The 26,932-nt window shown below is 56.4% G+C and carries 29 protein-coding genes and 1 pseudogene; 14 read left to right on the forward strand and 16 right to left on the reverse strand.

Translation table 11 applies throughout. The features are described from left to right. Positions 1-30: 30 nt before the first annotated feature. Positions 31-687 carry a nuclear transport factor 2 family protein gene (locus ACFC5L_RS16160; protein ID WP_375203346.1) on the reverse strand — a complete coding sequence of 219 codons (657 nt, stop codon included), beginning with the start codon at positions 685-687 and terminating at the stop codon, positions 31-33. Between the two features lie 180 nt (positions 688-867). Between ACFC5L_RS16160 and ACFC5L_RS16165 the strand changes: the two genes are divergently transcribed. Further along, positions 868-1,599 (forward strand): nuclear transport factor 2 family protein, encoded by a 732-nt coding sequence (locus tag ACFC5L_RS16165; protein WP_375203345.1) that lies wholly within the window; start codon positions 868-870, stop codon positions 1,597-1,599. 72 nt (positions 1,600-1,671) lie between these two features. Continuing rightward, complete coding sequence (locus ACFC5L_RS16170; protein WP_375203344.1) at positions 1,672-2,016, forward strand: c-type cytochrome; 345 nt, start codon at positions 1,672-1,674, stop codon at positions 2,014-2,016. 16 nt (positions 2,017-2,032) lie between these two features. Here ACFC5L_RS16170 and ACFC5L_RS16175 read toward each other — a convergent pair whose 3' ends face one another. Then, positions 2,033-2,941 (reverse strand): VOC family protein, encoded by a 909-nt coding sequence (locus tag ACFC5L_RS16175; protein WP_375203343.1) that lies wholly within the window; start codon positions 2,939-2,941, stop codon positions 2,033-2,035. Positions 2,942-3,155: 214 nt separating this feature from the next. Here ACFC5L_RS16175 and ACFC5L_RS16180 point away from each other — a divergent pair, with 214 nt between their 5' ends. The 5 genes from ACFC5L_RS16180 to ACFC5L_RS16200 all read left to right on the forward strand — a co-directional run bounded on the left by ACFC5L_RS16180 (position 3,156) and on the right by ACFC5L_RS16200 (position 7,818). Then, entirely contained in the window at positions 3,156-3,593 is a 438-nt protein-coding gene (locus tag ACFC5L_RS16180) for a hypothetical protein (RefSeq protein WP_375203342.1), read from the forward strand. Between the two features lie 65 nt (positions 3,594-3,658). Further along, entirely contained in the window at positions 3,659-4,147 is a 489-nt protein-coding gene (locus tag ACFC5L_RS16185; protein ID WP_375203341.1) for a copper-binding protein, read from the forward strand. A 10-nt stretch (positions 4,148-4,157) separates the two neighbouring features. Then, positions 4,158-5,942, forward strand: coding sequence for a copper resistance system multicopper oxidase (locus ACFC5L_RS16190; protein ID WP_375203340.1), 1,785 nt, complete (start codon positions 4,158-4,160; stop codon positions 5,940-5,942). A 2-nt stretch (positions 5,943-5,944) separates the two neighbouring features. Continuing rightward, positions 5,945-6,739, forward strand: coding sequence for a copper resistance protein B (locus tag ACFC5L_RS16195; protein ID WP_375203339.1), 795 nt, complete (start codon positions 5,945-5,947; stop codon positions 6,737-6,739). Between the two features lie 212 nt (positions 6,740-6,951). Next, positions 6,952-7,818: a methylenetetrahydrofolate reductase gene (locus tag ACFC5L_RS16200; RefSeq protein ID WP_375203338.1), complete on the forward strand. Its 867-nt coding sequence runs from the start codon at positions 6,952-6,954 to the stop codon at positions 7,816-7,818. 30 nt (positions 7,819-7,848) lie between these two features. Here ACFC5L_RS16200 and pobA read toward each other — a convergent pair. The 8 genes and pseudogenes from pobA to ACFC5L_RS16240 form a co-directional block, all read right to left on the reverse strand. After that, positions 7,849-8,975: pseudogene (gene pobA / locus ACFC5L_RS16205) on the reverse strand (4-hydroxybenzoate 3-monooxygenase). Between the two features lie 303 nt (positions 8,976-9,278). Continuing rightward, entirely contained in the window at positions 9,279-9,533 is a 255-nt protein-coding gene (locus ACFC5L_RS16210) for a hypothetical protein (RefSeq protein WP_375203337.1), read from the reverse strand. A 214-nt stretch (positions 9,534-9,747) separates the two neighbouring features. Then, the gene (locus ACFC5L_RS16215) at positions 9,748-10,569 is read right to left on the reverse strand and encodes an alpha/beta fold hydrolase (RefSeq protein ID WP_375203336.1); all 822 of its coding nucleotides are present in this window, start codon (positions 10,567-10,569) and stop codon (positions 9,748-9,750) included. A 51-nt stretch (positions 10,570-10,620) separates the two neighbouring features. Beyond that, entirely contained in the window at positions 10,621-11,154 is a 534-nt protein-coding gene (locus ACFC5L_RS16220; protein WP_375203335.1) for a VOC family protein, read from the reverse strand. A gap of 36 nt (positions 11,155-11,190) precedes the next feature. After that, the gene (wrbA, locus tag ACFC5L_RS16225) at positions 11,191-11,793 is read right to left on the reverse strand and encodes an NAD(P)H:quinone oxidoreductase (protein WP_375203334.1); all 603 of its coding nucleotides are present in this window, start codon (positions 11,791-11,793) and stop codon (positions 11,191-11,193) included. A gap of 124 nt (positions 11,794-11,917) precedes the next feature. Further along, positions 11,918-14,176, reverse strand: coding sequence for a TonB-dependent receptor (locus ACFC5L_RS16230; RefSeq protein WP_375203333.1), 2,259 nt, complete (start codon positions 14,174-14,176; stop codon positions 11,918-11,920). 187 nt (positions 14,177-14,363) lie between these two features. Then, entirely contained in the window at positions 14,364-15,176 is an 813-nt protein-coding gene (locus ACFC5L_RS16235; RefSeq protein WP_375203332.1) for an IclR family transcriptional regulator domain-containing protein, read from the reverse strand. A 78-nt stretch (positions 15,177-15,254) separates the two neighbouring features. After that, entirely contained in the window at positions 15,255-16,403 is a 1,149-nt protein-coding gene (locus ACFC5L_RS16240) for a CaiB/BaiF CoA transferase family protein (protein WP_375203331.1), read from the reverse strand. A gap of 261 nt (positions 16,404-16,664) precedes the next feature. On the opposite strand from ACFC5L_RS16240, the gene ACFC5L_RS16245 reads away from it, so the two are divergent. From ACFC5L_RS16245 to ACFC5L_RS16260, 4 genes are all read left to right on the forward strand, one after another. Next, positions 16,665-17,444, forward strand: coding sequence for a citryl-CoA lyase (locus ACFC5L_RS16245; protein ID WP_375203330.1), 780 nt, complete (start codon positions 16,665-16,667; stop codon positions 17,442-17,444). An 18-nt stretch (positions 17,445-17,462) separates the two neighbouring features. Continuing rightward, positions 17,463-18,485, forward strand: coding sequence for a uroporphyrinogen decarboxylase family protein (locus ACFC5L_RS16250; protein ID WP_375203329.1), 1,023 nt, complete (start codon positions 17,463-17,465; stop codon positions 18,483-18,485). 86 nt (positions 18,486-18,571) lie between these two features. Continuing rightward, positions 18,572-19,972, forward strand: a complete 1,401-nt coding sequence (locus ACFC5L_RS16255; RefSeq protein ID WP_375203328.1) for a hypothetical protein — start codon at positions 18,572-18,574, stop codon at positions 19,970-19,972. Positions 19,973-20,002: 30 nt separating this feature from the next. After that, entirely contained in the window at positions 20,003-21,148 is a 1,146-nt protein-coding gene (locus ACFC5L_RS16260; RefSeq protein WP_375203327.1) for a cobalamin-independent methionine synthase II family protein, read from the forward strand. 71 nt (positions 21,149-21,219) lie between these two features. Here ACFC5L_RS16260 and ACFC5L_RS16265 read toward each other — a convergent pair whose 3' ends face one another. The 4 genes from ACFC5L_RS16265 to ACFC5L_RS16280 form a co-directional block, all read right to left on the reverse strand. After that, positions 21,220-21,951 (reverse strand): PRC-barrel domain-containing protein, encoded by a 732-nt coding sequence (locus ACFC5L_RS16265; protein ID WP_375203326.1) that lies wholly within the window; start codon positions 21,949-21,951, stop codon positions 21,220-21,222. Between the two features lie 166 nt (positions 21,952-22,117). Further along, a complete protein-coding gene (locus tag ACFC5L_RS16270; protein ID WP_375203325.1) occupies positions 22,118-22,297 on the reverse strand; it encodes a YqaE/Pmp3 family membrane protein in 180 nt (59 codons plus the stop codon). Between the two features lie 233 nt (positions 22,298-22,530). Next, positions 22,531-22,710 carry a hypothetical protein gene (locus tag ACFC5L_RS16275; protein ID WP_375203324.1) on the reverse strand — a complete coding sequence of 60 codons (180 nt, stop codon included), beginning with the start codon at positions 22,708-22,710 and terminating at the stop codon, positions 22,531-22,533. Between the two features lie 60 nt (positions 22,711-22,770). Then, entirely contained in the window at positions 22,771-23,436 is a 666-nt protein-coding gene (locus ACFC5L_RS16280) for a hypothetical protein (RefSeq protein ID WP_375203323.1), read from the reverse strand. Positions 23,437-23,613: 177 nt separating this feature from the next. On the opposite strand from ACFC5L_RS16280, the gene ACFC5L_RS16285 reads away from it, so the two are divergent. The 3 genes from ACFC5L_RS16285 (at position 23,614) to ACFC5L_RS16295 (ending at position 26,176) form a co-directional block, all read left to right on the forward strand. Then, on the forward strand, positions 23,614-23,787 hold the full coding sequence (locus ACFC5L_RS16285; protein WP_375203766.1) for a DUF1328 domain-containing protein: 174 nt from the start codon (positions 23,614-23,616) through the stop codon (positions 23,785-23,787). Between the two features lie 273 nt (positions 23,788-24,060). Beyond that, positions 24,061-25,389, forward strand: a complete 1,329-nt coding sequence (locus ACFC5L_RS16290) for a carboxylate--amine ligase (protein ID WP_375203322.1) — start codon at positions 24,061-24,063, stop codon at positions 25,387-25,389. 10 nt (positions 25,390-25,399) lie between these two features. Further along, the gene (locus ACFC5L_RS16295; RefSeq protein WP_375203321.1) at positions 25,400-26,176 is read left to right on the forward strand and encodes a gamma-glutamyl-gamma-aminobutyrate hydrolase family protein; all 777 of its coding nucleotides are present in this window, start codon (positions 25,400-25,402) and stop codon (positions 26,174-26,176) included. Positions 26,177-26,204: 28 nt separating this feature from the next. Here the strand turns inward: ACFC5L_RS16295 and ACFC5L_RS16300 are convergent, their stop codons facing one another. Then, on the reverse strand, positions 26,205-26,453 hold the full coding sequence (locus ACFC5L_RS16300) for a hypothetical protein (protein ID WP_375203320.1): 249 nt from the start codon (positions 26,451-26,453) through the stop codon (positions 26,205-26,207). Between the two features lie 29 nt (positions 26,454-26,482). After that, entirely contained in the window at positions 26,483-26,908 is a 426-nt protein-coding gene (locus tag ACFC5L_RS16305) for a phage holin family protein (RefSeq protein WP_375203319.1), read from the reverse strand. Positions 26,909-26,932: the final 24 nt, after the last annotated feature.

Here is a 26,932-nt window from a genome sequence, read left to right on the forward strand (position 1 = left end):
CTCTTTCTATGATTGCCGCCCGGCGCCTGGTTAGACAGACCCCTTGTTCGGGCGTCCCGATACGGGGTTGGGATAGTGATAAGGCGGGATAAACACTTCGGGCCAGGCTTCATACTCAACCGTTGGCGGCGTATCGGGCTCGAGCCCTTTGAAGGAGCGAAGAAGTTTGACGCCGCCCTTGTCCCAACCCTTTTCATATTCCGAATAGAACGTGATGAAGCCATGGAGCTTTGCGATGCGCCATTGCCCTTCAACTTTTACATATTCATTTTCGTAAGTCGCCTCCCCCCAGCGCGCCTCAACGCCAAGCGTTGCAATCTGAATAAAGGTGCGCCAGCGCCCTTTTGCAGATCCCGTCTCGGTGTAAATCGTAATGACCGGCTGCAATTGCATGTGATTGAAGAGAACGCCGCGCTGATATTTCGGAAAGTTATTCATATATTGGCGCACGCGCGCCTGCCCCTTATAGACGCCGCGCCCGGCGATTTCGAGCGTGCCGTCCTCTGCAAAAAGATCGGCGGCGTCGTTCCACTGGCCCTTGTCCACATAATAGCCATAAGCGCCCTGAAGATTGCAGATGGCGATATAGTCCTCCGCCATCCCGGCGCGTTTTGAAAGTTCGTCTGTCTTTTGTTTTAAACCTTCTATCTCACGCTGCAATGCAGCGATTGCATCATTGTTCGACATGAGCGGCGCCTTTCTTTCCAGCGGGCCGAGCTTCAATGATATCCCTGCGGCGGGCAAGCGGCGTCCGCGCCGAACTAGATCGATTTCGCTCTCAGTTTTGAATAAAGAGACTTTTGCGCTGAAAATTACGGCCTGCGCATCGCGACAAAGCGCAACAACAAAAAACCTGCGAGACCTGAAATGACCAATACGGACGATATTGCAGCCCTGAAAGAAGAAATGGCGGCGCTGCGCGACGAGGTGGGCCTTCTAAAAGACCGTAATGAGATTTGCGCGCTGCAATACAAATATGGCTATTATCTCGATAAATGCCTTTACGATGAAGTCGCCGACCTTTTCGCCGAAGACGGTGTCGCCACTTTCCTGAACGGTGTTTATCGCGGCAAGGAAAGCATTCGCCGCCTAATGTGCGGCTGGTTTCGAGAACTTTTCACTGGCGGCCATAATGGCCCGGTCTACGGCTTCTTTCTGGATCACCTCCTGCTGCAGGATATCATCACCATTGCCCCCGACCGCCAAAGCGCAAAAGGCCGCTTCCGCTGCCTGATGCTCGCGGGCACGCATGAAAGCCGGCCGCAAGTGCCGGGCATGCCCCGCGCCTGTTGGGAGGCGGGTATCTATGAACACACTTATGTCCGCGAAAACGGCGTCTGGAAAATCGGCGTCTATGATTATTCCCTGCTATGGCAGGCCGATTATGAAAAGGGATGGGCGGTCGGCGGCGCGCTCCTGCCGCCGCTGACAAAAACCTATCCTGAAGACCCGAACGGCCCGGACGAGTTGCTGCCCTCAACACCGCCGGTCTGGCCGGAAACGCGAGTCGTTCCCTTCCATTACCCGCATCCTGTGACGGGCGCCGTGTGGAGCGGCGATCCTGTCGGGAAACGCCCCGAAAACATGGGCGAGAAATAAGACGCATATGCTTCACGGTATAAACAATCTGCGTTATCCTTTAACCGGGTTGCACAACCAATGGATATCATCGTGAAGCTTTTTCCGGCCAATGCGACGTTGAAACTCGCTGCGCCAATAGTGGCGTCTACCGCCTTGCTCGCAGGCTCTCTACTGGCCAGTCAGGCCAGCGCCGGCGATCCCGATTGGGGGCGTGAGCTGTTTGAGGTCTGGTCCTGCAGCGGCTGTCACACACTGGCTGACGCTGGCTCAGTCTCGACGATCGGCCCGGCGCTCGACGGCAACCCCAACCTTTCGCCGGACTATATCATCAGCCGCATCAATAATGGCGGCGGCGCCATGCCGCCTTTCGCCGGCCAATTGAGTGACGATGAAATCGCTGCGCTCGCCGACTATATTATTCAGGTTGCGGAGTAATCAGCCTTAAACCCGGCTACTCTGCATCGTCTCCGCGAACGCCGATCTGTGCAAAATAATTCGTCACACCGTCGGGATCATTAAGCCACACGAACCGCAAATCAAACCCGGGCAGATCGCCGAGCGGCGTTTCAACGGTGATGTTGCGCGTTTTCGCATTGGCGTCGACGGCGTTTACATCACTCACGACATACTGGATGCCGGCGCTGCCCGTATCAGCAGGTAGCCTCTCACCAACAGACCATAGATTGATGGTAGTCGCCCCATGACGATAGGGGAGTTTGGTGACGCCAAGCAAAGCGTCCTCGACCGGCGGCATTTCATCTAGCCCGACGAAGTCACGATAAAAGGCGCGGCTCGCCTCAAGATCAGAAGCATTAACGCCCACATCCACCCGCTCATAGGTCTCTTCTGCGGCGTCAGGCGCAATGACAAGCTCCAGTGAAAAACCGCCCGGATCGCGCACCAGCGCAGCGCGCGCGCCGTCACCAGCGTCGGCGAAATCAGGCGCCGAATAACCGTGCGCGACAAAACGTTCGGCAAGTGCCGCCTCATCCGGAAAATAAAGGGTGAAGACACGAATGCCCGTTCCATCATTGACGCCGCCAAGATGATATTGCCGCCCTTCCTTCAGCCCGGCCGCAAGTTTGATCTGTCCGCCGCCAATGCCGAAAAGGATCATCCGTTGCCCGCCGCCAAGGTCGATAGGCTGCAGGGGCTTCAGCCCCAGCACCTCATGATAGAAGGCGACCATCGCCTCTGTCTGTTCGGGAACAAAACGCCGATAGACATTCATGGAATCCTGGGTGATGAGCGCGCGTACGGAGGGTCCTTCATCGGCGCCCGCTGTTGGCTCCTTGCCGCAGGCGCTGGCCGCCGCCAGGGACGCGCCTGCAATCAGCGCCGTTCTGACCAGTTTTCCCATGGCGTCTCTCCCCAAATGTTTTATCGGCTTTAGTAAAGGTTACCGGGCCGGCCCTGGGCGCGCAAATTCAATCGGCTTGCGGTTCCGAATGGCAACGGAGGCTATTCACCCTGCGACGGGCCGCACGGCGGCGCTCACAAATTCATGATTGCCGCATCTGGCGATTTGACCGCCCCGGGGCCGCAAGGTAGATTTATCCCCAATAGTGAACCCTATGATCAAACGCTTACGCATTGCTGTCCTTCTCGCCGCCGCCCTCCTCTTCGGGTCGGCGCAGGCGGCCTGCGCCTGCGCGCCTTACAAAGAATCGGCGAGCGAAGCCCATCACCTGACCGCCAGCCATGACGGCGAACACGCCGCTCATGCTCAACATGCTGAACACCAGCCGGCGCTCGAACATGAGACGGCTCCGTCTCACGACTGCGGTGACAGCGACCCTTGCGGCTTCCATAATGTTCACCAACTGGTCGCAGATACGCTTGCGCCTCAGGCGCTTGTATCACCGGTCAAGTCTGCCGCTTTCGTGATCCTGCCCGCGGAGCCGGAAGTGAAAGCCCCACGACTGACCGTGGCCAGTGGTTTTCCGCTTGTCAGCCGGGCGCCGCCACCCCGACTTTCTCCTGTCGCCATGAAAATCCGTCTCCTGACTTGAATGCTGATGCGCAGCGCCTTTGCGCCGCGCTTTTGCCTTTCAGCATTCAACAACGGAGATAATCCATGAAACGCTTTTCTATATTGCCGCTCGCCATGGCGGCGTCTTTCCTGACACCCATCAGTTTCGCGCAAGACGCGCACAAAATGGATCATGAAGGCCATGACGGCCACATGATGGAAACCGCCGACAAATGCGCCCTGCCCATGGGCGAAGGCGTCATCAATTCACTCGATGTCAAAAACGCCAGCCTCAATCTCACCCATAAGCCGATCAAGGCGCTCGAATGGGACGAGATGACCATGGACTTCACCGTTGAGAAAATTGTCGACCTCGCCGCTTTCTATGAAGGCGAAAAAGTCCACTTCATGCTGAAGCCCGCCAAGAACGACGCATGGTCCATCGCCATGATGTGTTCGCTGGAGATTGATGACGACGCCCACATGGCCTGCATGAAAGCCATGAGCGAAGAACAGGCGCGGATCACCGCCGAAGCGAATGAAAGCTGCGAAGGCGCCTCGCCTGATGCTGGCCAACATCACGGCCACCATTAAGGGGCGCAACATGTTTACAAGACGACATCTGTTACGCAGCGCAGCAGCGAGCGGCGCTTATGCTGGCGCGGCAAGCCTTCTTCCCGCCTGGGCCCAAAGCACTCATGAATCTCATGGCGCGCCGAAAGGCCCGGCGGCGCTGACAGGACCAAATTTCGATCTGTCTATCGGCCATACGCCCGTCATGATCGGCGGCCGGGAAGGACATGCCGTGACCGTGAACGGCAGCCTGCCGGCGCCGCTGATCCGTTTTCGCGAAGGCGAACATGTCACGCTCAATGTTCGCAACACGCTTGAAGAAGACACTTCCATACATTGGCACGGGCTTTTAGTGCCCTTCTATATGGACGGCGTTCCCGGCGTCTCTTTTCCCGGCATCAAGCCGGGCGAGACCTTCACCTACGACTTCGCTGTCCCGCAAAGCGGCACCTACTGGTACCACTCCCATTCCGGGCTTCAGGAACAAAGCGGGCTTTACGGCCCCATCATTATCGATCCCGCCGGGTCTGATCCGGTTTCCTGTGACCGCGAATATGTGCTGGTGCTGTCGGACTGGCTGTTCGAACACCCGCATAAAGTCTTCGCCAAGCTGAAGAAGAACAACGAAGTCTTCAACATGCAGGAGCGGACGCTTGGCGATTTCATTCGGGACGCAAGCGACAAAGGACTTGGCGCAACTATTGAGGACCGCGCCATGTGGGGCGCCATGCGGATGTCGGCGACAGACATCGCAGACGTAACCGGCGCAGTCTACACCTACCTTATCAACGGCCATTCGACCGAAGACAACTGGACCGCGTTGTTTGAAACAGGGGAGCGCATCCGCCTGCGCATCATCAACGCCGCCGCCATGACAATCTTTAACTTCCGCATCCCGGGTTTGCCGATGACAGTGGTGCAGGCGGACGGTCTTCAGGTCCAGCCTGTGGACACTGATGAGATCCAGATCGGCGTTGCGGAAACTTACGACGTGATTGTCGAACCCAAACGCGCACGCCCTTTCGCCATTGTCGCCGAAGCGATCGACCGCTTCGGCCAGGCGGTTGCGACGCTCGCGCCCCCGCCTGACATGCGCGCCACCGCGCCGCTCCTGCGCGAACGCCCGGTCCTCACTCATAAAGACATGGCCATGGATCACGGGAACATGGCTGGCATGGAACATAGCGGCCATGGCATGGCGAAACAGGCGCACAATCATAAAATGGGCGTCGGCGTCGACATGGTTGCTGACATGCCGACAAACCGCCTCAATGAGCCGGGGCTTGGGTTAGAAAACGTTCCGCATCGCGCCTTGCGATATACACAACTAAAAAGCGCAGATCGTAATCCTGATCTGCGGGCGCCGGAACGGGAAATTGAAATCCATCTCACCGGCAATATGGAACGTTTCATGTGGGGGTTTGACGGCGTCAAATTCTCCGCCATCGAAAAATCCATCACGCTCTACGAAGGCGAACGCGTGCGCTTCACTCTCGTCAATGACACCATGATGACTCATCCTATTCACCTACACGGGATGTTCTTCGACCTCTTCACGGAAGACAGCGATCATCGCCCCCGTAAACACACGGTGAATGTGAAACCCGGAGAGAAACTGTCTTTCGACGTCACTGCCGATCATGTGGGTGACTGGGCGTTCCACTGTCACCTTCTGTTCCACATGCATGCTGGCATGATGCAAGTCGTCTCCGTTCTTCCGAAAGGCGACGGCCGGCCGCCATCGACTATGGAACATGAAGGACATGACACCCCGCCTCCCGCCGCCCATGACGCCCACAAACATGGGGGGCGTTGATCATGAAGATGCAAACGATCTTATCGGCCCTGCTCGCATGGTGTTCCACGGTGACAATGGCTTCGGCCGAAGATCAGGCTGCGCCCTGGTCGCAAGGCGACGCCTATAACGATCCTCAGGAAATGGCCGAAGCGCGCAAGGCGGTGCTTAAAGAACATGGCGCCGGGACGACCTATTATGTTCTCGCCGACCGTTTTGAGGTCCAGACGGGCGAAGGAGACCCGACCTTGATGCTGGAAGGCGCGGCATGGTGGGGCGGCGATCGCAACAAACTCTGGCTTAAAACGGAAACTGAATATTCCTTCGAAGAAAATGAATTCGAGGAAGCCGAAGTTCAGGCGCTGTGGTCGCGCGCTGTCAGCCGCTATTTCGATTTCCAGGCAGGCGTGCGTCATGATTTCAGTCCGGACCCGTCGCGAACCTACGCCGTTCTCGGCGTGCAGGGGCTCGCGCCTTACTGGTTCGAAGTCGATGCGGCTCTTTTTGTCAGCGACAAAGGTGATGTCAGCGCAAGGCTGGAGGCGGAATATGAGCTCATGCTTACGCAACGGCTCATCCTTCAGCCAAGCGCGGAAGCGGATATTTCGTTTCAAACCGTTGATGCGCTCAATATCGGCGAAGGACTTTCAACGATCGAACTGGGCGCGCGTCTGCGCTACGAAATCAAGCGGGAATTCGCTCCCTATATTGGCGTTCACTGGACGCGCGACCTCGGGGATACGGCCGATTTCTCCCGCTCGAATGGCGAGGACCCGTCGGTCGTATCACTCGTCGCAGGCGTCCGGTTCTGGTTCTAACAAGCGCCAAGCACGACGTCGCAAGACAAGAACGGAGCATCCTCTTCAGGCGCGCTCCGGACGTTAAGTATTACCAGAAATACCCGCTCCGCGGCATCTGTAGAGGAATGGAACCAATTTCGTGCGCAATCATGCTAGCGCCGGAAGCGCTGGCGGGTATTCCTATCAGTATATAAGACCTGAAAACCGGGCCGACTGAAGGAATGCGCCTTATGTCCTACGCTGAAATTCACCCCAACTGGGAAACGCTGTCCGACGACCTCCTGGACGGCTATTCGCTGGAAATCACCGCAAAAGATGTGCCGGCGTTGCGCGAAGCCGCTCCCATGATCGCCCCTCAAACGCCGATCGCTGTGACGTTCCTGCCGGGCGAGGAAATGAGCGCGCGCATTGCGGCCGTAAAAGCTGTCCGTGATCTTGGGTTTGAACCCATGCCGCATGTATCGGCGCGGCGCCTGACATCGGTGGACGTTTTCGAGGACATGATCAAACAGGTGACGACCGAATCCGGCGTCAAACGGCTTTTCGTCATCGCAGGCGACCCGCCGACGCCGGAAGGGCCTTTCGAAGATTCACTTCAGGTCATCAAAACCGGCGTCCTTGAGCAGAACGGCATCAAGGCGATCGGCATCGCCGGCCATCCCGAAGGCCACCCCAATGTCTCGAACGACGATCTGTGGGTCTGGATGGAAAACAAGATCGCAGAAATTCGCGAACGCAACATGCTGCCCATCATTGTGACGCAATTCGGATTTTCCGCCGAGCCCTTCCTGGAATGGCTGGAAGAAATGCGCGCGCGCGGCATCGACTCTCCGGTGCGCATCGGCGTGCCGGGCCCGGCTGGCATTAAACGGCTTCTCGGCTTTGCGGCGCGCTGCGGCGTTGGCGCCTCAGCCTCCGTGATGGCGAAGTATGGCGTGTCGCTCACGCAACTCATGGGCACCGCCGGCCCGAACAAACTTGTCGGCGCGCTCAATGACGGTCTCGACTTTGAAAAACATGGCCGCGTACGGCTTCACTTCTATCCATTTGGCGGCCTTTCCAAGACCGTGGAATGGATCAACGAGCAACGCGGCTAGGCAAACTCTGCGCTGATCTAGGCGGCGTATTTATAACGGCAGGCCGACATAGTTCTCGGCCACCGTCTCGTCTTTTGCGCCGCTTCGGAAGAGGCGATGTAGCCAAGCTCTGCAATCTGCACACGCCGGTCGAAATCGCCATCAGTCGGAAAACGGCGCATCAGCATGCTGAGCTGCCAGGAAAAGCGCTCGGACTTCCAGACGCGCGAAAGTGCTTTTTCAGAATAGCCCGCCACAGCGTCATTATCGTTCCGCTCGAACCAGGCGATCAGCGCGCGAGATAAATAACGCACGTCAGATGCGGCGAGGTTCAGGCCTTTTGCCCCTGTGGGCGGCACGATATGAGCGGCGTCACCCGCAAGAAAAAGCGACCCATACCGCATCGGTTCAAAAACAAAGGACCGCAGCGGCGCGATCGATTTCTCGAGCGCTGCGCCTCTGGTGACATTGGCCGCCGCTTCAGGCGGCAGACGCACACACAACTCATCCCACAAGCGCTTGTCAGGCCAGTCTTCAACTTTATCCGCTAGAGGGACCTGAATGTAATAGCGGCTGCGCGTCGGCGAACGCATAGACGCAAGTGCAAATCCGTTTTCGTGAATGGCGTAAATGAGTTCATGATTGCAGGGCGGCACATCGGACAGGATGCCGAGCCAACCGAAAGGATAGACCTTCTCAAAGCTCTTGCCTTTTGACGCCGGAACCGCCTGGCGTGACGGGCCATGAAAACCATCGCACCCCGCGATAAACCGCGCATCAATGCGCTGCGTGGCGCCATTTTTCGTATAGGTGACATAAGGATTATCGCTGGCGACGTCATGAAGCGCGACGTCGGCCGCCGCCCAGATAATTTCCAGATCCCTCTCCGGCGCTGCGTCAATGAGATCCTTGGTCAATTCGGTTTGCCCATAAACCATGACGTCTGCGCCGGTGAGCGCGCGCATGTTGATCCGGATCAGCCTTTCACCACAGGCGAGGTTGAACCCGGCAGGCAATCCTTCAGCGCGCATGCGTGTCGCAATATCAAGATCTTCAAGAAGATCGGTTGTCACCGTTTCGAGAACACCTGCGCGAATACGCGATAACACATGCGCCTGCGACTGACGTTCGATGATGACTGCGCCTATGCCCGCCTGCCGGAGCAAATGGCCCAGCATCAGGCCGGTGGGACCGGATCCGATAATGGCGACCTAGGTTTTCATCATTCAGCGCTTTTTAAAACCGCAAAAGCAGCACAGAAGCGGCAAGAATTATTCTTTACAACGAGAAAAGGCTGAGATTGAAATATCGTGGGACTTTACTTCGCTTTCTGACGATTGCCGGCGGAGTACGCCAGCCCATCAGGAGGGCCGCGGCGCTCGATCCGAAAAACTTCAAACAAAGCTTTCATCTTCAATTCAGAGCGCCGCGAGCCACAGAATTTCGCTTCCTATATCAAGGAACCGGTGAGGCCAAATGCGCTAATTGATTTCCGGAAAACACTGAACGCCAATATTTTTCAGTTCATCGGACGCATCGCTGTCCCAATCGGAGATGGCGAGATATTCTTCCGCCTGCTCATCCGTCATCGCATCCACAAAGCATGTGCACTGCCCCTCGGGATCGGGCGAGCCAAGCGGCTCAACAGCGGCCATGCATTTATCCATGACGTCGCCTGCGAAAGCGTTCGTTGAAAACATAATAGCGCCAGCCACAATGGCGATTCTTCTCTTCATCAGATTTCTCCCTGCTCTATCGCCATTTCTTCGGCCGCATTGTTCTCAACGAAGAAAAAGCTTTTTGCCTTTGATTGATTTGAAGACGCAACAAATTTCGATATTCGAATTTTATTTCGGGTGGAACAATCGTATTCTGCGCTATCCCTACTGTCAAACAAACGAAGTCACCTGCGTTGGTTCAGATGATGAATTATCTGTATAGAAACCAACATCAGTGGTACACCTCGTCGAGAAACGCATTAAAGACGGCGTTATAGCCTTCCGCGTTGCATAGATTGCAAACATGTCCGGCTTTTTCGACCACCGCCCGCCGCCCTTTCGGAACGCCATAGGCGATCGCATCCGCCACTAACTGACGCCATGGCGTTTCCTGATCGCCCGTCACCGCCAGAACCGGCGGTTTGACCTGGTCAAGCGCTTCCGGGCCGACGCCAAAAGGCTGCGGCGGCGGGGAGAGCAAGTCGCGCCCGTCATAAGACTGCAAGATGCCGCCCATATACCTGACGGCTTCGGCATTGGGGCTTTGCATCAACGGATGCTCACGCCACTTTTTGCGCATCTTCTCAATATCGCCCGCCTCAACAAGCGAGCGATATAAGGCAAGTGGTATTTGTTCTTCTTTTTTCGGCGGCGGCATGAAACCGGCGAGACCGGCGCCTTCCAGAACCAGGGCGGCTGTGCGCTCTGGATGCCGGACTGCAAATTCAAGGGCAATCCGTCCGGCTTGAGACATGCCGACAATGACGCTGCTGCGAAATGACAACGCATCCTGGATTGCGATGATGTCATCAGGCTCAAGGTGGAGCCCTGCGGGCGCCGTTGACTGACCAAAGCCGCGCCGATCGATTGCGATGACAGGCTGGCGCGAGGACAGCGCGTCCAGTTGCGGCGCCCACATCCGGCGATCAAGCGTCCAGCCATGCAGAAAAAGTATCGGTGCGCGCGCTTTTGTGGAACCGCGCCCCCGCAACTCGGCTTCCAGAATTCCTCCGGCTACAGGGATCTTCACAATGTCGGTCGATGCGCCGGTCATGAATGAATGTCACGCACTCAGGACATAAGAAGGCCGCAAGCGGCGCGTTTGTCAGCGATACTCATTATTGTTGGAGTAATCGCCTTCCAGCCAACGCTTCAATTCCGAATGCGCTCTGCCGCGCCATTCTTCGGCGCGCTCCACCGCTTCGGGCAAGTCCAGAACAAACTCGACAATCATGCCGTTCGGATCGACGACATAAACGGACCGGCAGTAACCGTGCTCAAGCACATAAGTTTCAGGCTCCTTGTAGCCTGCAGCCGCAATTCGTTCTTCCATAGCTTGTTGCGTCGCTGCATCAACATCCAGCGCAATATGGTGAAACGGGGACGCCGGCATTTTGGGCCCGAACTCTTTCTGGTCTTCCGGGTCAGCAAACTGGAAAAAGGCCAAGGCGCTGCCGTCTGCGATTCCGAAAAAACAGTGGATGTAGGTGCGCTCTTTTCCGAAAAGCAGGTCCTTTTCACACCAGGTCGCAATAAGCGGAAATCCGAGAACATCCTCATAAAATTTCCGCGTCGCCTCCATGTCAGCGGTCACATAGGCTGTATGGTGCAGACGATTGGGTAAGTGAGCGCTAGCCATGATATTCTCCTTTATCCGTAGCCCTAGATTTTGACCTTATTTCGCCAACCGCGCGGCGATTTCCGCCACATGCCGGCCCTGAAATCTGGCGCCTTCAAGCTCGTTGGCGCTAGGCATGCGAGCGCCATCACCGCCGGTGATGGTCGTCGCGCCATAAGGTGTGCCGCCGCTCAGCTCACTCATGATCGACGCGCCTTCCCAGGTATAAGGCAGGCCCACGATCACCATGCCATGATGCAAAAGCGTCGTGTGGAAAGACGTAATCGTCGTTTCCTGTCCGCCATGCTGGCTTGCCGTGGACGTAAACACGCTCCCCACTTTTCCCACCAGCGCGCGCGACATCCAAAGTCCGCCGGTTTGATCCAGAAAGTTTCGCATCTGCGCAGCCATGTTGCCGAACCGCGTCGGCGTGCCGAAAATGATGGCGTCGTAGTTTCCCAGCTTCGCCGGATCGGCGATGGGGGCGTCCTGATCGGTTTTCATCCCGGACTCGGCGGCGACTTTTTCGGGCACCAGCTCTGGCGTGCGCTTTATATCGACAGACACGCCGGAAACCGACGCCGCGCCTTCTGCAACGGCTTTGGCCATTTGTTCGATATGGCCATAGCTCGAGTAATAAAGCACCAGAACTTTCGTCACCTTTGCCTCCTTATCCAATCATCACAAATGCTATCGCATTTCACGCGCAGGCCGGCGCACACAAGCGCCGGCCAATTCGGGCAAGGGAGGACGAATTGGCCCGCCCTTTCGTTATCAGGCCGCGCTAGAAGCGCACCGTCAGATCGACGCCCCACCGCATGGGTTGCGCCTTGAACAGGAACCCGCCCGGAGAATATTCTGTATTATACTCTTCGTCGAACAAGTTTCTTGACCAGAACATCAACGACCACTGATCAGTCGTTATGCCTGCGCGAAGATTGACGAGATCAACCGGATCGCGTTCAACCGGGAAAGCATCCAGCGCAAGCTCGGGCGCGCTGAACGGAATTGTAAATGTGGTGTCGCCAAGACGGTTGTAGTCTACGCGCACAAGCGCATCCACATCACCCCATATTGGCGCGCGGTATTCAGCGCCGACATTGATCGTATATTCCGACACCAGCGGCGCAGCGGCGCCGATCGCGACGGGATCCGGGAACTCGGTGATTTCGCTATCTGTGTAGCCAAAACCGGCGTTGAACATGAGATTGTCGGTCACATTGGCGTTCAACTCGACGTCAAAGCCTTTGTACTCCACCTCGTCGATATTGCCGAGATTTTGCGTTGAGTTCGCGGCTATGAAGACAAAGAAATAGGTGCCTTCCGCCTTGGTGAAATAGCCGCTGGCGTTGAGATTGACGCGGCCGTCCATGAAGCTCGACTTGAAGCCGGCCTCGTAGGTGTTGGCCGTTTCCTGGTCGAAGAGATCACCGACATTGAAAAAGCCGCTGGCGTCTGCCAGCCCGCCAACGCCGGTCTGGTTGAAGCCGCCGCTGCGGAAACCGCGACCATAGCTGGCAAAGAGCGTCAGGTCGTCTGTCGGCGTGTAGCGCAGGATCGCCTGGGGCTGCCAGTCATCCCAGGTGTTCTCACGAACAAGACCGCTGCTGCAGGTCGGGCCCGGCGTGCAAGGCAGAAACGCCGACGGTGTGAGCGTCGTATTCTCCCGCTTGTCGTGGTCGTAGCGAAGGTTCAGCGACAATTCGAGGTCATCCATAATGTCAAAGGATGTGTTGAGATAAACCGCCCATGCGAATTGGTCCTGACTATCGGCGAGGAACGTAAGCTGTGGGTGCGCCGGGTCTGTGCTTGGCGTGCGATAGACGGGGATCACGCCGGCGCCGGTGTCGATCTGGTTGCCCGTCGAGATGTACCGGTCTGTGACATAGATTTGCCCGCCCGCCATCCAGCGGAAGCGATTGTCAGAAGGCGAGGTAAAGCGCAGCTCCTGCGTGAAGGTCTCGACATCGAGAAACTGGGTCTGGCTGAAATTGAAGCCGACCCGGTTAACGGGGAAAGGCCCAAAGGGATCGAACGGGTAACCGTCGCCAGTCAGCAATTCCTCGACACTGTTGTAGCCTGTGATCGATGTGAACTCGCCGTAACCGGTCCCATAAGTCAATTTAAGCGACGCGTCATAGATATCGCGTTCATTGACGCCTGAATTGTTCAGATCAATCGGACGGTCGGTGAAGTTCGGGTTGTTGAAATTCGGATCAGCGAAATCAGGAATGACGTAATACAGCGCGCGCGTATCGAGAATGTCCGCGGACAGGCGCAGATCAGCGCTGAAATTTTCCGTTGGTTCAAACAGGAAAGACAGCCGCGCATTGAGGTCTTCGACAGGATCGACGTTTTCTTCAGCGCTGGCGTCAACTGTATTGACGTTTGTGAGATGCCCTTCGGTGTCGAAATAGGAAATCGCCCCGCGCATATAGAAATTTTCGGCGAGCGGCACATTGAGCGCGCCCTGTAATTTGTAGCCAGGTCCCGATTCATACCCTGCGGTGAATTTTCCTTCGAATTCATCGCTCGGTTTTTTCGTTGTGATGACAATAGCGCCGCCAATCGCGTTGCGACCGTAAAGCGCGCCCTGCGGACCCTTCAGGACTTCGATTTGTTCAATGTCGATCAGCGCCTGGTTGAACTGCGCCGGCTGGGTCATCGGCACACCGTCGACGACAATGGCGGCGGACGGCTCGCTGTTGCGCGCCTGTGAGATGCCGCGAATGACGAGAAAGCTTGTCCCTGCGTTTTGCGTTTCGACGAACGTGACGTTCGGCACCTGCTCGATGAAATCTGCAGGCCTTTCGATGCCGCGGTTTTGAATTGCAGTCGAATTCAAAACCGTCACCTGCGCCGGCACGTCCTGAATTGATTCATCGCGCCGCCGCGCGGTGACAACAATCCGGTCGCCTGACGCCGCGGCGCTCGCTGTGTCTTCGCCGGCGCCCGGCTGTGCGAAAGCCAATGTCGGCGCGCATAAAGTCGCCAAGGCTGTGGCGCGCAACAGCGTGCGCGCATGTCTCGATGCAATGCCCATCCCAATTCCTCCCGTAAATCATCGTTCTTCGCCGGGCGGTTTTCCGCCTCTTCCAGCCAACGATTCTTAATGGCGGCATGGTAAAACTTCGTAGATCGAAGTCAAGTTCGATATACGAAAACTGAAAATCGACCAAAATGGCCCCGGGGCGAGTGTTCGCCCTGAGTCAAAGCGGGATCGAGGATGGTCAATCGCTGCTGAGGGAGCGGGTAATATAAGGGTGGCGAGACAGGGCCGTCTGGATTTCCGAGGCGGCGCGGCGCAGGACCGGCACATGAGCGCTGATCAGCTCTTCGACCGAGATGCGCGTCGTCGATGTGGAGCAGTTGATCGCCGCAACGATCCGCCGCTCGCGGTCGAACACCGGGGTGGCGACGGAAACAATGCCATAATCGAGCTCATCAAGAGCGGCGGCATAGCCATCTTCCCGAACCCGCTCCAGAACCGCGCGTAACTCATCCGAGGATGTAATTGTACGCTCGGTGAACCGCGGCAGCGCCTCAGTCGCGAAATAGTCTTCAAGCGCCGCATCGTCCTGAAAGGCCAGCAACACCTTGCCCAGCGACGTCGCATGCGCCGGGAACCGCGTGCCGACATTGGCGCTGAGGCGGATCGGACGCAAGGTCGAGACATGCGCCACATAGAGAACATCATGCCCTGACAGCACCGCCATGGAAGAGCTGTCGCCCGTTTCATCCCTCACAGCCTGAAGATAGGGAAGCGCGACCGTTTCGAGATTCATGGATGAAATATAGGACCATCCAAAGGCCAGCACTTCCGGACGCAACAAAAACCGGCGTCCGTGCTTGGCCACATAGCCCAACTTCACCAGCGTATTGAGGCAACGGCGCGCCACCGCAGGGCTCAAATTCGTGACCGCCGCCACTTCGCTGAGCTGCATTTCCGGCCGGCTCTGGTCGAACGCGCGCAGAACGGAAAGCCCCCGCTCAAGCGTTGAAAGATATTCCGGCTCCTTGTCGGAGTTTTTGGCCCTGGCCATCGTCGGCGCCTCAAAGACTTGCGCCGTGGCTTATCGTGCTCCGGCCGCGAAATCCAGCATTGTGCGCTTTTTGGCTGGCTACTCCGCAGCGTCCTTGGCGGAATGGCGGCCGAGAATTTCGCCGTTATGTTCGCCAAGCGTCGGCGGCGCTTTCACATCGCGCGCGCGTTCGCCGTCAAAGGACAATGGCGAACGCACTGTACGAAACTCACCCATTTCCTCATGCGTGTCTTGCAGCTCCAGCTGGAGGTGCTTGGCCTGCGCGCTCTCCAGAACCTCAGGCGGATTGCGCAAGGGTGAGTGCGGCACTTCTCCTTCCGACAGGCGCGCGCACCATTCATCCAGTGAACGGGTTTTGAAGATCGGCGCCAGAAAATCATTCACCGCATCATAATTTTCAATGCGGGCGGCACGGTCACAAAATTCCGGCCGCTGAAGCATGTCCGGCTGATCGACGGCCTTCGCCAGATTTTCCCAGAATTTCGGCGGCGACGACATGTGCAGCGCCAGCCAGCAACCGTCGCTACATTCGAAGACATAGGACTGGGAAACATGAGGGCGGCTGTAAGGGCCCATAATCTCGCCGGCGGAAAGATAATGCGTGAAGTCATCGAGATTGAAGTGACACATCGCTTCAAACATTGATGTTTCGACAAGCCGCCCTTTGCCGGTCTGTCCGCGCTCGGTCAGGGCCGCAAGCGCGCCAAGAGCAGCATAAAAGCCGGTTACGGAATCAGCAATCGCCGGTCCGACAACGCGGGGATGTTCCGGATTGACGAGCAGGCGCAAAAAGCCGCTGGCCGCCTGCGCAACGCTGTCAAAAGCGGGACGCTCCTTATCCGGACCATCGGCGCCAAAACCGGAAATTGAGCAATAAACAAGACGCGGATTGATTTCCTGTAGGCGCTCGAACCCGACATTCAGCCGGTCGGCAACGCCGGGGCGAAAATTCTGGATGAACACATCAGCGCCGGCGACAAGCTCGTCCAGCGCCGCAAGATCATCGGCGTTTTTAGTATTCAACGTGATGCTGCGCTTGTTGCGGTTGTAGGTCTGAAAATGCGGACTGTAGAGCTCACCTTTAAAGGCGCGAAACGGATCGCCCGTTCCCGGCTGCTCGATCTTGATCACATTGGCGCCGAGATCAGCCAGCAACATGCCGGCGGCAGGCCCGGTGATGAACGTACCCATTTCAAGTACGGTGATGTCTTTGAGCACTTTGACCATAAGGACGCTCCTAAAGGCTTCGGCGTTTGAGGCGCCGCGCCGCAACAAAGCATGCGTAACGGTGCTTTGCGCGCTTCAGGAAGGGCTTGGTCCTCAAAATCCGGCGTTATCCTTGACATCGCTATAGAAAATTCGAATAACGAAGACAAGTTCGGAATGCGAAATAATTTGCGCTAATCACATTGCGCATGGCAGGACGACGTAAACATGCGATTTCACCTGAGGGGCGGCCGCGCTCGGCTCAGATGAAAGGACCAAATTATGCGCATCGGAAAACAGGATAATCCCTACAGCGCGATTTCCACGTCAACGTCGGAACGGATTTACGTCAGAGGGCGCGATCTTTGCGATGACATCATCGGCAAGCTCGATTTCACGAGCTATTTCTGGCTGCTCGTAACCGGACAAGAACCGACTCCAAAACAAAAAAAGTTCGCCGATGCGGTCCTCGCCGCCATTGCTGAACACGGCCTGGTGCCGAGCGTCGTCGCTGCACGAATGACCTACGCCGCGGCGCCCGAAGCCTTCCAGGGCGCTGTCGCCTCTGGCTTGTTGGGATGCGGCTCCGTTGTGCTGGGCAGCGCCGAAATCGCCGGACGTTTTCTTGCTGATATTGTCGCCGACGGCGACGATGTGGACGCCGCCGCCGAGCGCGCCGTAAAAAAATTGCGCGAGACCAAGACGCCGGTGCCGGGCTTCGGCCACCCCTTGCATGCCGATGGCGATCCGCGCGCGCATCGTCTTCTCGCCATGGCGCGCGAGGAAGACGCCGCCGGCGCTCACATCCGTGCGCTCGAAGCCGTCAACAACGCTATCCCGAAGGTCATCAACCGGTCCCTGCCCATCAATGTGAACGGCGCCATTCCGGCGGTCATGCTCGATGTTGGCTTTCCCCTCGGCGCGCTGAAAGGCATTTCACTGCTCGCGCGCACGGCGAGCCTGATCGGCCACCTTCAGGAAGAGACGGAACGGCCCATCGGCTTCATCCTTTCAGGGAAAGCCGCAGAGGCGATCAGCTATGACGGGCCGGACGTGAAATAAAAAATAAAGGAGACGCCCATGACGTTGCTGCCAACATCACTTGTCGGATCTTACCCCCAGCCGGACTGGCTGATCGACAGGGAAAAACTGGCCGGGCGCTTTCCCCCACGCGTGCGTGTCAATGAGTTATGGCGCGTCGCCCCGGAATGGCTGGATCAAGCGCAGGACGATGCGACGCTCCTCGCCATCCGCGATCAGGAGCGCGCCGGCCTCGACATTCTCACCGACGGCGAAATGCGCCGTGAAAGTTATTCCAACCGCTTCGCCACGGCGCTGAACGGCGTTGACCTCGACAATCATGGCGAAGCCCTCGACCGCAGCGGCCACCCCAACCCTGTCCCGCGCATCGTTGGCAAAATCAAACGGCGGCACTCCGTGCAAGTGCGCGATGTCAAATTCCTGCGCGCCAACACGGACAGGCAGATAAAAATCACCGTCCCCGGCCCGTTCACCATGTCGCAACAGGCGCAGAATGATTTCTATGAGTCCGAAGCGGAAATGGCGCTGGATTACGCCGCCGCGGTCAACGAAGAAATCAAGGACCTGTTCGACGCCGGCGCAGACTATGTGCAGATCGACGAGCCTTATATGCAGGCGCGACCGGAAAAGGCGCGCGAATACGGTCTCGACGCGCTCAACGCTGCACTCGACGGCGTGAAAGGCAAGACAGCGGTTCACATCTGCTTCGGCTACGCCGCAATCATTCATGAAAGGCCTGAAGGATATTCCTTCCTGCCGGAATTGTCGGAATGCTGCGTCAATCAGGTTTCCATCGAAACAGCGCAATCAAATCTCGATACATCGGTGCTGGAGAGTCTGCGCGGTAAAACCGTTATTCTCGGTGTGATCGACCTGTCGACAAATGAAATTGAAACGCCCGAAACGGTGGCGAGCAGAATCCGGCGCGCCCTTCCTCATGTCGACGCTGACAAGGTCATCGTCGCTCCCGACTGCGGCATGAAATATTTGCCGCGAGAAGTTGCGTTTGGAAAAATGAAAGCAATGGCTGACGGCGCCAAACTCGTCAGAGCAGAATTATAATTGAGGCAGACGCAGCGCGCTGACATAGCCAACGCCTGCCCTGTCCCACTGTCGGCATTTTGCTTCAGGAAACGAAGGAAACGCCCATGCAGCCAACGACAAACAATCCGCAAACATTGCTGGAAAGCATCTATGCGTTTTGCCAGCAGAACTCGATGGCGGAATCGACTTTCGGCCGACGCGCCGTCAATGACGGCAAGTTTGTCTCGCGCCTGAAGGACGGATCGCGCCTTCGGCCAGAGACATGGCGCCGGGTCGCCAAGTTCATCGCCAAACATGGCGGCGATGCGCCTCCCGTCCCCGAACCGGGGCTGCTTCATACCCTGCCGGGCGGAAAGCCCGCATCCGCAACCGATACATCTTCTGAAAAAAATTTCCGGTTCTTCGATAACCGCCAGAAATATCTGATGTTCGTCAACACTTGCAGTGAAAAAGACATCGTCGCCAAACGCGCCGGGATGGAGTTATCTTTTATCCAGCCGGCGCCACCCGCCATCCGAATGTTCGACGGCGGGATCGGCGACGGAACGGTGCTGGCGAAACTCCTGCGCGAGATGCATGGCCGCTTTCCGACCATGCCGTTTTATGTCTCCGGCAAGGAGATCAGCCTTGAAGATATTCGTCTTGCGCTGGGAAAAATGGCCGACCGGCTCTTTGAACATCCCGCGACCGTGCTTGTGTTCACCAACATGTTTTATTCCGAGGCGCCATGGCTGACGCCAAAAAAACCGGCGGCGAAGAAAGCGATGGTCTGGAAAGAACTCGCCCTCAAAGGCGCCACCGCGCATGATTTTGACCGCCAGATCGCCGAGCTCGATAATTTTTTGACGGACAACTGGCAAGCGCGCCATAGCCCCAAAACCGGCAATCCGATTTACGAACACCCGACTGTGCTCGTGCTTTATCGCGAGGATTACCGCTTTTTGTTGAATGACGTCATTCCCAAACCGGAGACAGCGAAAGCGGATTTCGACCTCATCCTGGCGTCACAGCCCTACCGCCTGCGCGTGCCGGCGAATTTCAAAGCGAAGAACGTTATTGCGCCGCTCGCCCGCGCCCTCAGACCCAGCGGGCGGCTCCTCGGCATTCACTCTTATGGTCGCGATCCGGGCATGGAAGTCATCAACAAGATCTGGCCCGACGACAATCCATTCAAGTCTGACCGGCATGACATTCTTCGCGCGCTGAAAGACGAACTTGGCGACGAAGTGGACGAATTTGACTTCAACGCCTTTTCAGATGACCGCTCCATCTTTCAATACAAGATGCACACGCTGCCGACAGAAGTGGATTCCAGCATCGGCACATCCACGCTCTACGCCGCCTGGAATGACGCCGTTTATGTCGCCCAGATCGAAGACGACCGGCTGGAAGAGATTCCCGAAGGCGTCGATTACCTTCAGTCGACAAGGGAGGTGTTGAGAAAATATGGCGGCCTCTGGTTCAATGACGAATCCTATGTCGTATCAAGAACAAAACGCGCATAAAAATTTGACGAGGGCGGCCTCAAGGAGAAGATGATGACTACAGCCGGACGTTTCCTGACGACTCATGTGGGCAGCTTGCCGCGACCGGAAAGGCTAATAGAGTTCATTTTCGCGCGTGAGGACGGCCTGCCGCTTGAACCGGAAGCGGTCGAACGTGAAGTCGAAAAGGCCGTGCGCGACGTGGTTGAAAAGCAGGCCAAAGCCGGCGTCGACATCGTCAATGACGGTGAAATGTCGAAACCGAGCTACGCCACCTATATCAAGGACCGCCTCGCCGGCTTTGGCGGCGCCGGGAATTCCTACGTCTTTCAGGATATCGAAGACTTTCCTTCTCTTAAAAAGCGCATCTTCGATGACCCCGGCCGCAAGCACCGCAAGACGCCCGCCTGTAACGGCCCGATCAGCGTGAAGGACATGGAAGCGCCAGCGAAAGATGCGTCTCGCCTCAAGGCCGCCACAGCCGAACATCGCGACGTTAAACCCTTCATGAGCGCCGCTTCTCCCGGCGTCACGACCCTCTTCTTCGGCAATGAATATTATGACAGCCACGAAGATTATCTCTTCGCCGTCGCCGAAGGGTTGCGTCATGAGTATGAAACAATCGCTGCGGCGGGCATCACGCTGCAAATCGACTGCCCGGATCTCGCCATGGGCCGGCACACGCATTACGCCCATCTCGACCTGAAAGGCTTTCGTGACCGTATGGCTCTGCATGTCGAGGCGCTAAATCGGGCTGTCGTAAATATTCCCGCCGAACAACTGCGCATGCATATGTGCTGGGGCAACTATCCGGGGCCCCATCATTGCGATGTGCCGTTCAAGGATATTATCGACATCGTCTGGCAGGCCAAACCGCACGCCATTCTCTTTGAAGCGGCCAACCCCCGGCATGCGCATGAGTACGAATTATTCGAAAGCGTGAAGCTGCCAGAAGGTAAAATCTTGATTCCCGGCGTGATTGAATGCCAGTCAAATTACATCGAACATCCCGAACTCGTGGCGCAGCGCATCGCACGCTATGCACATCTCGTGGGGCGCGAAAATGTCATGGCCGGCGTTGATTGCGGATTTTCAATTCATGCGGGATCAGGCGGCGTAGATCCCAGTGTCGCCTTTGCAAAACTCGGCGCTTTGGCGGAAGGCGCTGCGCTCGCGACGAAACAATTCTGGCCTTAGCCTAACAAAAAAGCCGCCGCGCTATTTTCATAGCGCGGCGGCGACTAAGACAACGATTTGTCGTCGCTTTATTAGTCGTCCATCTTGGTCTTGGCTTCGTGGTGACGGGCCGAATAGACAGACTTCAGCACGGGAGCGCTTTCGATTTGCTCCTCGGTCGCATTGATAACAATGCCGCCGTCGCCTTCTTCAATACCAAGCAGATCATAATTCACTGCATATTTTTTACCGGCGCCGATTGAACCGACAACGCTCTCTTGCAGAACGACAAAAGGAATGTCGCCTTCAGCGGTGAGAATCAGGTCGTTGACCACTGCGTCATCATCATCGTCTTCCGTGCTGACAAGGTCAGCTTTCGCGCCGATGACTTCTGAAGCAAGACGGTAATCGTTGAAACCTTCCTGCTTGAATTCAACAGCCGTTGAGGCGCTCTCTTCTGTAATGGCCGCCGAAACATAGGCTTCATCGCGGTCTTTATAGGAAAGCGATACCTGATCGAACGGGATAAGCCCTTTCGCGCCACCCCAGCCGAAAACACCGCCCGTCAGGTAAACGACATGGCTGGCTTTGCCGTCAGGGCCAATAAGAATGTCATCGACACGCGCAACGCGCTCGCCGCTAACACCCATAATGCCTTCACCAAGGATCTCTTTCACGCTCATATCGGACGCCGTAAGCGTAAGCTCTTGCGTCATGGCCGCTTCGGTTGTGGCCTTTGCGCTCTTTTCCATTTTTTCGCCGGCAAAAGCGCCTGTCGACGCCGCCAGGGAGATCGCTGCAGTCGTGATCATTAGTTTCTTCATGATAATGCCTCCGTATTCAGAGTTTGCAACAGGGTATGCTTTGCCAACATGCGCACGCGAATATCGTTCCTCATGGTTAACCGCATTTCATTTGGAGCCAGGGTTAAAAACAAAACGCGCCCGGTCCGGCGCGTTTTGTTGTTAAATCAAAATGCAGCTGGCGTGCTTAAACCGTATTCGGTGATCCGTCCCGGCTCAGGATCACCCAAAGCGCATGAATGATGCCCGGTATATACCCAAACAAGGTGAGAATGATGTTGATCCAGAACTGGGTTGTGATGCCCACCTGCATGGCGACGCCGGCGGGGGGCAGAAGAATGGCGATGATGATTCGAAGAATATCCATGAGAAGCTCCTCAGTTATTTCGAGTCTGTATCGATAAGAGTGGCGCTGGCGCCAAGCATCGACATAAAGCTGATAAAGACAAGCAAGATCGTTTCGATGATCATTGGTCAGTCTCCCTTTGCTTTAGAAACACCGCCCTGCGCCTTACGTTCCCCACATTCCCGCCATAATGAAAACGGCCCTTAAAAAAGGGCCATTTTTAAAACGCGCTAAACTTATCGCTATGACTGGCTTTAAGAACCATCAAGTTCATCAGCAGCATCTTCGATATCGTCACCCATATCATCTGCTGCATCTTCAACGGATTCAGCCGCATTTTCCAAGGGGCCGTCATTTTGATCTTCAATAAAGGCGAAAATCAGAATGCCGACGACCGCGGCGCCGACCAATGCGAGAATAGAGTTGCGAGTCATAACGTTTCTCCTTGAGAGTTCGGCATACATACACACACCGGACCACAAGGTTCCCTTCTCTTACAAATGAGCGCGGGAAAGAGACAGGTAGATAAAAGCGGAATAGGCCGCCGTGAAAATCAATATCGCCCCCGCCCCGAGAAGAGCACGCGCCCTTATGATGCGAATGCTGGCCGCCTTCGCTACATCGGTGACTGCATTCGCGATTTCTTCCGATAAAACTTCCTTCTTGAAGGATGACAGGGCAATTGCGTGACGGGTCCCAGGCTGAGACGTCGCTTCAATCGCTTTTTCATAGGCGCGCTCGAACACAATGCCGGCGATAAATTCCTTCAGAGCTTCTGTCGGTTTCCATTTATGGCTCCGAACAAGCATGACGCCGCGCCACAGGAGCGGCGCAAAAAGCCACGCATCGCGCACAGCGAAACCCGCCGTCACAACGATGACAATGGCTCGAAACCCTCTTCCTGTCAGCTCGCCCATTGCATGCAGTGCAAATAACCCGGCAACGATGCTGGTTTTCCAGAGCAGTGAGGCCATCACGCGCTGCACACGCTGCCACACGACAGCTGTCGTCTCCCGACTAAGATCGTCGATAGCGCTGAGCTTCGCAATTTCGATTGCCTGATCGACCTTGCTTTTGACAGCCCTGTTCATCACGGAGCGCCCGACCTTTACGCCGCCGATGACAGCCGTCGCCGCAAAGAGGGCCGCCCTCAACCACACGGATGACTCTCCATGGGACTAACAGAATGGGAAGATCGGGACGAAGAGGCCATAAACATCTTGGATTGTTTAAATTTTCGAAGCGACGAGAAGACATTACATATAAGAAAACGCAAGCCGGAACCAAGTTCCGTTCTGCCTGTTCTTACAGCGCAATCGTTAAAATTGGAGGTTGTCATGCTTGGTTGGGCTTTGACTTTTCTTGTTGTTGCGCTGATTGCCGCTTTTCTGGGCTTCAGCGGCGTTGCGGCGGCTTCTGCCGGGATCGCAAAAATTCTTTTTGTCGTTTTCCTCGTGCTTTTCGTTGCGGCGATGGTGTTCCGCGCCTTGAGAGGCAGATCGCCTGTATAGCGCAACAGCTTGTTTATAAGCTGAAAAAAGCCGCCGCAGGAGATGCGGCGGTTTTTTTATTCCCTGGGAACTATTGGCTCTTTCTGTTGTTTCCATGGCGGTTGCGGATTTCGGCTCGCCCCGTCCCGAAGGCTCGCAATCTTATGACGCCCAAACGGCCCGCATCGCGATACACTTGCCCCAGTGCACGCGGTACGGGCCGTTTTTCGTTGTAAACCGGAACTTCCGGTTAAAAAGCTGTGTTGGTGAAATAGTTCATTGGAGCATTTTTTCATGGGAAAAATCCCCTCAGCCGATGCCTATGGGCGCGTTATCGTCACCTATGGCCGCAGCTTGATGTCGCTGGTGGCGGCGCAAAGCCTCGCCAAGCATGGGCTTGATGTTATCGGTTGTGACAGCGTTGACATGACAGCGCTTCATTTCTCCAGATATTGCCGAACCTATTTCACGCATCCGGCGCCGGAAGACGATGAAGATGCCTATATTGCGTATATGTGCGACATGCTGGAGCGGCACAGGCCGGACAATGGCAAACCTTACATTTTGATGCCGCTGTTCGACAATGCGCGCATTCTGGCCCGCCGCAAAAGCGAGCTTCCGGATTTTGTGACGCTGGCGGCGCCGGACACGGCCTCAATCGGCTGCGTTTACCCAAAAGACAACCTTGTCAGAACCATGAAGGATTTTCCGGAGATTGCGCCGGACAGCGCCGTCATTTCGAGCATGGATGAATTGCGCAGCGCCGCCGATAAATTGGAATTTCCGCTGGTGCTGAAACCGGCAGAAGGCGTCGGCGGCCGCGGCGTGAGTTTCGTCGACAATCTCGCCGAACTTGAAGACGCCGCATCGTCGCTGGGCCCGACACAAGATAAGCCGCTCATCCTGCAGGAAACCGCGCCCGGCGAGGATTTTTGCATGACGGCCCTCGCGGATAACGGCGAAATCCGCGCCGCGATGGCGTATCGGAACCTGGAGACCTTTCCCCAAAAGTCTGGCGCCGGAACTGTGAGGGAAACAGTCGATCACGCTCCCTTTATGGAAGCGACTCAAAAAATTCTGGCGGCGGCAAAGTGGAACGGCGTGGCGGAAATTGATTTCCGCTGGGATGGGGATCCGAACACGCCCGCCCAGCTGATTGAAGTGAATGCGCGTTTCTGGGCCGGCCTTTATCATTCAATGGCGTCCGGCGTCGATTACCCGTGGCTGCTATATCAACTGGCGGCTTATGGCGAGATCAGCGAATCGAGAGCCCCGGAGATCGGAAAAATTACAAAAACCCCTGTCCTGTCTACATTATCGGCCATTACGGCGACCCTGTCCCGCACTTTTCGCTTTCCGCTGGCCAAACGGATTATGGGCCATGGATGGCGCGAGTTGAAAGCCGGCAACTGGCGCGAAGGCGCCGTTTCGATATGGCGCGGCCTTGGCGCCGCTGTCGCTTTTGACAGGGCCGCATTCACCGCACTCGAAAAATTCGACGAAACACGATCCGCTTCCGGTGAATTCGATCACGCTCATGACCCTTATGCAGGTCTTGGTGTTTTGTTTATTGTGAGCTCACTGATGCGCCACGGCCGCCTACCCGACGAAGTCAAATATTAGGAGCGCAAGAGTGACAGCTGAAAAGCCCGTCATCGGTGTCACGAAACCAAGTCAGGGAGATAACGGCGCCTATGCGCTGGTTGCGCTCGGCGTCAGTCTCGCCGGCGGCCGTCCCGTCGCGATTACTACGGAAAGCAAGGAGCCGGATCTCGCCATTAGCGGCGTCCTTCTCGGCGGCGGTGACGATGTTTTTCCGATGCTTTTCGATGACACGCCCAAACAGGGATATGTGTATGACCGGGCGCGCGATGATATGGAAATCAGACTGGCCCAGGCGGCGCTTGAGCAAGACGTTCCTGTGCTTGGAATTTGTCGAGGCGCGCAATTACTGAATGTCGCCTATGGCGGCAGTCTTCATCTCGACATGGCTGACGCTTATGAAGACGCGCATTATCCGGATTCCCTGCTGGCGAAAGCGTTGTACCGGAAAACCATTACAACAAGCGCCGGATCTCTTATTCAAAAGGCTCTGGGCGCTGAAAAAGTCCGAGTGAACTCACTCCACAAGCAATCCGTCAAGGAGCTTGGCGATGGCCTGAAAACAACGGCAAAGGAAAAGAACGGCGTTGTCCAGGCAATTGAAGACCCAAACCGGCGGTTTGTTCTCGGCGTCCAGTTCCATCCGGAATTCATGCTTTACCGCAGTAAATTCCGCCACATTTTTGAAATGCTGGTAAACGCAGGAAGAACGTCGCAAGCGCTTACGCCCTTACAGCTTGCGATGATGTCGGAAGATGCGACCGAAGGAAAAGAAGAAACAAGGCCTGATGCGCGCCGCGCAAGCTAGCTCGCCCTTAAACGAACGGGACTAACTCTTAGCTCTTTTTTCCGCCGTCAGCGCCACGAAGGCGGCTCACCTCGCGCGCCAGCGAGAGATCGCGATAAAGATGGAGTTGAGACTTGCGCAACGCTGCATTCATGCGTGCAACATCGAACATTCTGGATAGCGCCTTAGCTTCAGTATGAAACTGTCGATCAAGCGCTTTAGCGCGGTCATCAGAAAGATAACCGTCCGCCAGTGCTTCAGCCTCTATCAATAAGGAGTCTTTTTGTTCGCTGGTCATTTTACCCCCTCCCCCCTGGGAATTACAGCTTAGCCCTGATCGTCATCAAACATATCAAGTGCGGCCACAGCCAATCCCGCCGCCGCCGCGATCGCCAGAACGCTCGCCGGTTTTGTTTTCACTTTATCAAGCAGCATATTCTGGGTGACACGGTCCATCACCCCGCCCGTCAGTAGACCGGGGGCGAAGCTTGAAGCCGCAGGCGTTTTAACCGAAGACGGCTCTGTGTCTTCTTTGTCGGCGAAATACGCACACACCATGCCAATAGCCAGCACGCCGATCGCGCTGATCAACAATGCGGCTGGAACCGGCATCGTGTGGCTCATAACAATAGCTGCAGCAGCAGCCGCAAAACCAACCGCCGAGAGCATAAGAACGGCCGCGCACACAAGCCATACCGACCTGCGCACAGCGTCTTCGCCTTCTTCTTTCAACACTCTAAACAGCCTGAACATCTCAGCACCCCTGAACGTTGTGGG

The sequence above is a fragment of the Hyphococcus sp. genome (genome assembly GCF_041986965.1).
Lineage (GTDB): Bacteria > Pseudomonadota > Alphaproteobacteria > Caulobacterales > Parvularculaceae > Hyphococcus.